The following is a 7,466-nucleotide window of genomic DNA, read 5'->3' as shown; positions in this document are numbered from 1 at the left end:
AATTAAAGCATATCTAAAGAGTTTTGAGTTAAAAGTTAAACTTCAAGTTTTCATTCAGGACTAATGTACTGGTTAACTAATTTTTTTGGGAAAATTAGTTAACCCATCATTATAACATATAATTAATTTGCAAGAGTTCTATTGTAGGCTTTATTGGCTGTGGCTTAGGCTTAGGAATTGCTTCCCTAGCGGCAGAAACTATTCCAGAAGGTCATCAATTAAAAGTATTTCTTATATTTGGCGGCTTTATCATCTTTAATTTTATGACAAATCTCGGACCCAATGCCATGACCTATGTTTTAGCGGGGGAGATATTTCCCGTACAAATTCGCGGTTTAGGTGCTGGTTTTGCCGCCTCTTTTGCGAAAGTTGGAGCAGTTACTACTGCTTTTTTCTTTCCGATTCTCAGGGAGCAAATTGGTACGTCTAACCTTCTACATGGTTTAGTTATCACTTCTCTTTTTGGGGCGTTGGTTACTTTTATCTTTCGCATTGAACCCAATGGTAAAAGTTTGGAAAATGTTTAGGACAATGACCACAATGATTAGAAACTATCACCTTCCATTCTGAAGACGAGTCGGAGTGGCGATACCTCGACTTAGTTCAACCATCTGAACGATATATGATTTATATTAACCACTGACCGCAAAAAGTCCTTGACTATCCCAGTCCCCATAAGGTATTTTTTAGTCAGCGCAGTACCAGAGGAGTTCAAACTTAAACTGGTTTTAGTTACGGAGATAAATGACAATGAGTCAAGCGGAAAATACTACGATTACCAAGAAGGATGCTATCGAATCTGTTGATACAACTAAGAAAAAACGTTTGGTTGTTTGTTGTGATGGTACTTGGAATGAATTAGCAACTTCCTATCCTACGAATGTCGTCAAATTTGCCCGCTTAGTGAAATACACCGCCGATGATCAAACCCCACAAATGGTTCATTATATATCAGGATGTGGCACGGCAGAAGACGCTGATTTAATCGAGCGTTTAGGTGGGGGTGCTTTTGGCTGGGGAATTGACAGAATTATTCAAGATGCCTATCGCTTTTTATGTATGAATTATGACGTAGAAGCTGAAGACGAAATTTACCTAGTTGGCTTTAGTCGCGGAGCCTATACAGTTCGTTGTTTAGCAGGTATGATCTATAACTGTGGTTTATTGAGCCGTTCCAAGATCCGGGAATTGCCTAAAGCTTATGAGCTTTATCGAAATTCTAAAATTAAGCCAAATGATCCAGAATCTCAAAAATTCCGGGAAGATAACTCCAAAAAGATAGATAGCGAAAAAGATTATTTACAAGGTCGTGTACCGATCAAAATGTTAGGGTGCTGGGATACCGTGGGAGCATTAGGTGTTCCTGATCTAACACCTTGGCTACCCTTGGCTAAACTCTGGAATCGGAAGTATGAATTTTTCGATGCTACACTAAGTCCGATTGTGGAAAATGCCTTTCATGCAGTTGCCATTGATGAGAAACGCAGGGGTTTTCCCTCGTCCGCCATGGAGAGAAGTGACAAAAATCCTGAACAAGTAGTCAAAGAAGTTTTCTTTGCTGGTGAACATGGCTGTATTGGTGGAGGAACTAAAGAATATCGGGGGCTATCGGACTATACTTTACAATGGATAATCCACGAGGCCAAAAAGTTAGGATTGGAGTTTGATTCAACTGAAGATTATAGTGAGGAATTCCAGATTAAACCAGAGCCAACTACTAAATTTGATAATAGCGTGACTGGGGTGTATGCCTTAGCTGGTGAAGGATGGCGACCGATAGAATCTTCAAAAGTTGCCCTTCATTATAGTGTGGTCGAACGACTTAAGGCTGATCCCAATTATCGTCCTCAAAATCTAGCTCCCCTGCTTAATAATTTGCTGCCCTAATTTAGACATTTTCAAATTTGGCAACCCCCAAGTTTTGATGTACACTTCACATTGACGCAAAACAAGGCTCTGGTAATGTTACATCAATCGCAGAAATCGATTCTAGCCCTAAAAAGCTGGCTGTTCACACCCGCGACCAAGTCGGACCGATTCTCCCGTGCTGCGGAGGTAAAGGCCGATGCCCTGATTATTGATCTTGAAGACGCAGTGGCTCCCACCGCCAAGGAGGAAGCCCGCCTAGCAGCGCTGCGCTATCTTGGGGAGATATCCTCGAATCACCTCCCCTGTGCCCTCCGCGTCAATTCTCCCGACACAAGGTTTGGACTCGACGACCTTCAGGCTCTCTTGCTTTCACCCGCCGAACCCGACTATTTGATTCTACCGAAATGCGACTCCTCCGCACTCATCAGCCTGGTGGGAAACCTGTTGCGAGAGGCCAATAAATCGACGCAGGTGATCGCGCTGATTGAGAGTACCAAGGCGATAGGAGCCTTGGACGAGATGGTTAGCGGCCAAGTCAGGCCGGCCGCCTTTATCTTCGGTGCTGCGGATATGGCTGCGGACCTCGGTGCAGAAACCGCTTGGGAGCCACTACTGTGGGTGAGGTCATGCTTGATCCATGCGGCTGCATCCGCTGGGATTGCCGCTTTCGACTCCCCCTATTTTGATATTGCGGATTCGGAAGGTCTTAAGCAGGAGACAAAAGCATCAGTAAACTTGGGATTTCACGGCAAATGTGCAATCCACCCAGTACAAATTGCCACCATCAATGAGGTCTTGACCCCAACAGAACAACAAATAGCCAAAGCACAACAGATCCTTACCGTCAACCGTCAAGGGGTTGGTGCTGTTGAGGGACAAATGGTGGATGAAGCGGTTGCCCGTAAAGCAAGGCTTGTTCTGGAGCGAGCCGGTATTGCAACTGAGGAATAGTTTTGTTAATCTAAGGTGTCCAGAAACTGGGAAAAAAATGGAAAATATACTGTCAGCGTACCGAGAAATCGGCCCAAATCGCTATCGTGAGACAAACGGTCTTTACTACGAAGATTTTCAAGTCGGTGATGTGTTCGAGCACCGTCCCGGCAGGACGATTACAGATGTGGACAACATCTGGATGACCTTGCTGACGATGAATATACAGCCGGTTCATTTTGATGCCGCCTACGCCGGTCAAACAGAGTGGAAGAAGATGCTGGTGGATAGCACCTTTACGCTTGCCCTTCTCACCGGTATGAGCGTTAGGACCGTCAGCGCTAAAGTTGTGGCCAATCTGGGTTGGAATAACGTCAAAGCGACACATCCGGTCTTTGCTGGGGACACACTCTATGCAGAATCCACTGTGCTGTCCAAGCGTGAGTCAAAGAGTCGGCCGACCCAGGGAATTGTCACCGTTTCAACGCGAGGCGTGAACCAGGACGGTGTAGAAGTGATGAGCTTCGAGCGGACGATGCTGATTTACAAACGCGGTCACTCACCGGAAGCCGCGGCAAATTATTGATTAGTTAAGACTTCTTCGGGAGAAAAATGATGGCTTACGAGAACCAATATCAGGCCAAGCTTACGGACAGTCACACTGCTATGGAGCAGATTAGTAGTGGCAGCATTGTTGGTATCGGTCAGGCAGCTTGCCAACCACCGGCGCTGATGGAAGCACTAGCGGCCAGGGCAGAAGCCGGGTTGATCGATGATGTGAAAGTGTATTATATGCACGCGGAGGAACCCATGCAGCGCTCGCTGCTGCGCTACGAATTGATGGGCCGGATCAAACCCTATTCCATGTTCATGCAGAAAGCCGAGCGCGACCTGATTAAAAAAGGACAAGAAGACGGCGATCGCAAGGTTGTCTTTTATGTGCCGAATTCTTTCAGCCAATCGGTGCGGTTCTTTAGCGATCACATCCATCTGGACACCTTTCTAGTAACCGTGTCACCCATGGACAGTAACGGCTATTTCACCTTCGGAACCAATAACGATTACACCAGCAGTGCCGCCAGGGCAGCTAAACGCCTGATCGTGGAAGTCAACCAGAATATGCCCCGGGTTTTCGGGCGCTCCTTATTGCATATTTCCGAAGTAGATACCATCGTAGAACATCATGTTCCGTTGCCAATGCTGAAACCTCGACCGGTCACGGAGCAAGAGAGGAAGATTGGCCAGTTGATCGCAGAAAGGATTCCTGAACACGCCTGTCTGCAAATCGGCGTGGGTGGAGTACCTAGCGGAGTCTGCGAGGCGCTAATGGGTCGGCAGGATCTCGGCATTCATACTGAGGTACTCGTTCCTGCTCTGGCAAGCCTGATTCAGAACGGTGTTGTCACCAACAAATGGAAAAAAATCAACCCGGGCAAATCTGTCTTCACCTTTGCCATGGGAGATGAAGCATTCTACAACTTTATCAATGATAATATCTCGCTGGAAAGTCATCCTGTCAATTATGTGAATGACCCGGCTGTGATTGCCCAAAACGACAATGTGGTGTCGGTAAATTCCACAATTGAAATGGACCTGACCGGAGCTTGTAATTCGGAATATGTTGGCGGTCATCAGTTTACCTCGACCGGTGGCCAGTTGGATTTCGTCCGGGGGGCCTATGCCTCGAAGGGCGGTATGTCCTTTATCGCCTTCCAGTCTTCGATCAAGGATGGCAAGATCAGTAAGATCGTTCCTCGGCTTTCAGGTCCGGTCACGACACCCCGCACCGATGTTCATTATGTGGTCACTGAAAACGGTGTTGTCGATCTCAAGGGACTCTCCTCAACCGAGAGGGCGGAGTCTTTGATCGGACTGGCGGATCCAGCGTTTCGAGACGAACTCACCGCCGCTGCCAAGTCAATGCACTTGATCTAGTGATTTTTATTCAGATTAGGACTAAGTAATGAGCAATTACAATGTTGGCACTTACCTGGCAGAACGTTTGGTTCAGATAGGAGTAAAACATCATTTCGTAGTCCCGGGTGACTACAATCTCGTCTTGCTAGACCAGTTTCTGAAAAACCAGAATCTTTTGCAGGTAGGTTGCTGCAACGAATTGAACTGTGGCTTTGCGGCGGAAGGGTACGCTCGTGCCAATGGCTTAGGAGTCGCTGTCGTGACTTACAGCGTTGGCGCGCTCTCGGCCCTGAATGCCATCGGCGGTGCCTATGCTGAGAACCTACCCGTCATCCTGGTGTCGGGCGCACCCAATACCAACGACTACTCCACGGGTCATCTGCTGCACCATACGATGGGAACGCAAGATTTAACCTATGTGTTGGAAATCGCTAGGAAGCTGACCTGTGCGGCGGTTTCCATAACATCCGCCGAAGATGCCCCGGAGCAGATCGACCACGTTATCCGAACGGCGTTACGGGAGCAAAAACCGGCCTATATTGAGATTGCCTGCAATATTGCCGAGGCCCCCTGTGCTTCCCCCGGGCCAGTGAGCGCAATCATCAACGAAGCTCCGAGCGACGCAGAAACTTTGGCAGCGGCGGTGAGCGCAGCAGCAGAATTTCTACATAGCAAGCAGAAACCGGTACTGTTGATCGGCAGCCAGCTACGGGCTGCCAAGGCCGAGAAAGAGGCGATCGAACTGGCCGAGGCCCTCGGTTGTTCCGTTGCGGTCATGGCCGCCGCCAAGAGCTTTTTCCCGGAAGAGCATCCCCAGTACGTTGGTACTTACTGGGGAGAAATTAGTTCTCCCGGTACGAGCGCAATTGTCGATTGGTCGGACGCTGTAGTTTGCTTAGGAGCGGTTTTCAACGACTATTCGACCGTCGGCTGGACGGCGATGCCCAGTGGTCCGACTGTACTGAACGCCAACAAAGATAGTGTCAAATTTGACGGGTATCATTTCAGCGGGATTCATCTGCGCGACTTTCTCTCTTGCTTGGCACGAAAGGTGGAGAAGCGCGATGCGACTATGGCCGAATTTGCACGCTTCCGTTCTCAGTCTGTGCCGGTCGAGCCTGCTAGGTCTGAGGCCAAGCTTTCGAGGATCGAGATGCTCAGGCAGATCGGGCCTCTAGTCACTGCCAAGACTACGGTGTTCGCCGAGACTGGTGATTCCTGGTTCAATGGCATGAAATTACAGCTGCCCACCGGGGCCCGCTTCGAGATCGAGATGCAATGGGGCCATATCGGATGGTCGATCCCGGCCGCTTTCGGCTATGCCCTGGGCGCGCCGGAGCGACAGATTATCTGCATGATTGGTGACGGCTCTTTTCAGCTTACTGCCCAGGAGGTGGCGCAGATGATCAGACAAAAGCTGCCGATCATTATTTTCCTCGTCAACAATCATGGCTACACGATCGAGGTTGAAATTCACGATGGCCCCTATAACAACATTAAGAACTGGGACTACGCAGGGTTAATCAAAGTATTCAATGCCGAAGATGGGGCGGGCCAGGGATTACTCGCTACCACCGCCGGGGAACTGGCCCAGGCGATCGAGGTAGCTCTGGAAAACCGCGAGGGACCGACGCTAATTGAATGCGTTATTGATCGCGATGATGCCACTGCTGATCTGATCTCATGGGGTAGGGCTGTTGCGGCCGCGAACGCCCGCCCTCATCGCTAATCCCTAACTGCCTGTCCACATTAGACCTCTCCAATGATTGTCAAAGTAAGGGCTGAAGTGGGTGGAATTAAATATAAGATCAACGTAGGTTGGGTTGAAGCATGAAACCCAACGCCCGCATGGGTTACGCTACCGCTAACCCATCCTACAAATAATTGTGCTAAGAGCCTATTAAATCTCACTAGCCCTACCGTTTCCCCAGTGAGATTGTCCCCTATCTTAATCCAGAGCGAAGGAGTAATTTTATGTTTAAAGCAGAGATTGTTGCCGGCTTGATTGCATTGGGCGGTTTTAGCTTGGGCGCTCAAGCGATGACATTAATTAGCCCAACAATTGAAAACGGTAAATCATTACAAAATGCACAAATCTATAATGGATGGGGATGTACTGGTAAAAATGAATCTCCCGCTTTGAAATGGAGCGATGTTCCCAAAGGAACTAAGAGTTTTGCTGTCACTATGTACGATCCTGATGCACCAACAGGAAGCGGTTGGTGGCATTGGGTGGTCGTCAACATCCCAGCAGATGTGCGTAGTTTACCAGAAAATGCTGGCGTGAAAGACAGTAAAAAGCTTCCTCAAGGGGCGATTCAATTGCGGAATGACTTCGGCTACAACGGCTTTGGTGGTGCTTGCCCACCGGAAGGCTCAAAACCCCATAACTATCAAATTACTGTTTACGCATTAAATACATCTAAACTAGATATTCCCCCCAATGCTTCCCCTGCATACGCTGGTTTTTTCATTTTTCAACATAAAATCGGAGAGGCTCGTTTAACAGCGCCAACAAATGCGCGTTAACTAACATAAGCTGTTCGTAATTTAAATTGCTTGTTGAGACCAGGCAAGAGGCACTCATGCAAAAGGCACCCCCCCCCATGTCGGTAGGGCTGTTTCATTCTCCCATCAGAATATCAAAAGTAAAAGCGATCACTATCAGGTAAAATGAGGAGTGACCGCCAACCTTTCAAATATATGTTGAGCTTAATAGAAAAACTAAAACAAGTCAAGGACTTTCGGAA

At 48.2% G+C, this 7,466-nt stretch carries 7 protein-coding genes; all 7 read left to right on the top strand.

Annotation, left to right across the window (positions count from 1 at the left end; all coding sequences use genetic code 11):
* The first annotated feature begins 125 nt into the window (after positions 1-125).
* The 7 genes from O9324_RS26430 to O9324_RS26400 all read left to right on the top strand — a co-directional run bounded on the left by O9324_RS26430 (position 126) and on the right by O9324_RS26400 (position 7,245).
* On the top strand, positions 126-527 hold the full coding sequence (locus O9324_RS26430) for an MFS transporter (RefSeq protein ID WP_353851750.1): 402 nt from the start codon (positions 126-128) through the stop codon (positions 525-527).
* Positions 528-750: 223 nt separating this feature from the next.
* Entirely contained in the window at positions 751-1,887 is a 1,137-nt protein-coding gene (locus O9324_RS26425) for a T6SS phospholipase effector Tle1-like catalytic domain-containing protein (protein ID WP_288141762.1), read from the top strand.
* 75 nt (positions 1,888-1,962) lie between these two features.
* Positions 1,963-2,820: an itaconate degradation C-C-lyase RipC gene (gene ripC, locus O9324_RS26420; protein WP_288141761.1), complete on the top strand. Its 858-nt coding sequence runs from the start codon at positions 1,963-1,965 to the stop codon at positions 2,818-2,820.
* Positions 2,821-2,857: 37 nt separating this feature from the next.
* Positions 2,858-3,385, top strand: a complete 528-nt coding sequence (ripB, locus tag O9324_RS26415; RefSeq protein ID WP_043995794.1) for a (R)-specific enoyl-CoA hydratase RipB/Ich — start codon at positions 2,858-2,860, stop codon at positions 3,383-3,385.
* Positions 3,386-3,414: 29 nt separating this feature from the next.
* On the top strand, positions 3,415-4,734 hold the full coding sequence (locus O9324_RS26410) for an acetyl-CoA hydrolase/transferase family protein (protein ID WP_185240047.1): 1,320 nt from the start codon (positions 3,415-3,417) through the stop codon (positions 4,732-4,734).
* 28 nt (positions 4,735-4,762) lie between these two features.
* Positions 4,763-6,445, top strand: coding sequence for an alpha-keto acid decarboxylase family protein (locus O9324_RS26405; RefSeq protein WP_288141760.1), 1,683 nt, complete (start codon positions 4,763-4,765; stop codon positions 6,443-6,445).
* A 245-nt stretch (positions 6,446-6,690) separates the two neighbouring features.
* Positions 6,691-7,245, top strand: coding sequence for a YbhB/YbcL family Raf kinase inhibitor-like protein (locus tag O9324_RS26400; protein ID WP_002787690.1), 555 nt, complete (start codon positions 6,691-6,693; stop codon positions 7,243-7,245).
* The last annotated feature ends 221 nt before the right edge of the window (positions 7,246-7,466 follow it).

It is taken from the genome of Microcystis sp. LE19-84.1B (assembly GCF_027531875.1).
Taxonomy (GTDB): Bacteria; Cyanobacteriota; Cyanobacteriia; order Cyanobacteriales; family Microcystaceae; genus Microcystis; species Microcystis panniformis.
The sequence above is the reverse complement of the archived record's forward strand: the minus strand, read 5'-3'. Positions and strand labels throughout refer to the sequence as shown.

Bases quoted from the DNA above. Each gene is read 5' to 3' on its own strand.
- O9324_RS26425 (WP_288141762.1), top strand. From the start codon at position 751: ATGAGTCAAGCGGAAAATACTACGATTACCAAGAAGGATGCTATCGAA.
- ripC (WP_288141761.1), top strand. From the start codon at position 1,963: ATGTTACATCAATCGCAGAAATCGATTCTAGCCCTAAAAAGCTGGCTG.
- ripB (WP_043995794.1), top strand. From the start codon at position 2,858: ATGGAAAATATACTGTCAGCGTACCGAGAAATCGGCCCAAATCGCTAT.
- O9324_RS26410 (WP_185240047.1), top strand. From the start codon at position 3,415: ATGGCTTACGAGAACCAATATCAGGCCAAGCTTACGGACAGTCACACT.
- O9324_RS26405 (WP_288141760.1), top strand. From the start codon at position 4,763: ATGAGCAATTACAATGTTGGCACTTACCTGGCAGAACGTTTGGTTCAG.
- O9324_RS26400 (WP_002787690.1), top strand. From the start codon at position 6,691: ATGTTTAAAGCAGAGATTGTTGCCGGCTTGATTGCATTGGGCGGTTTT.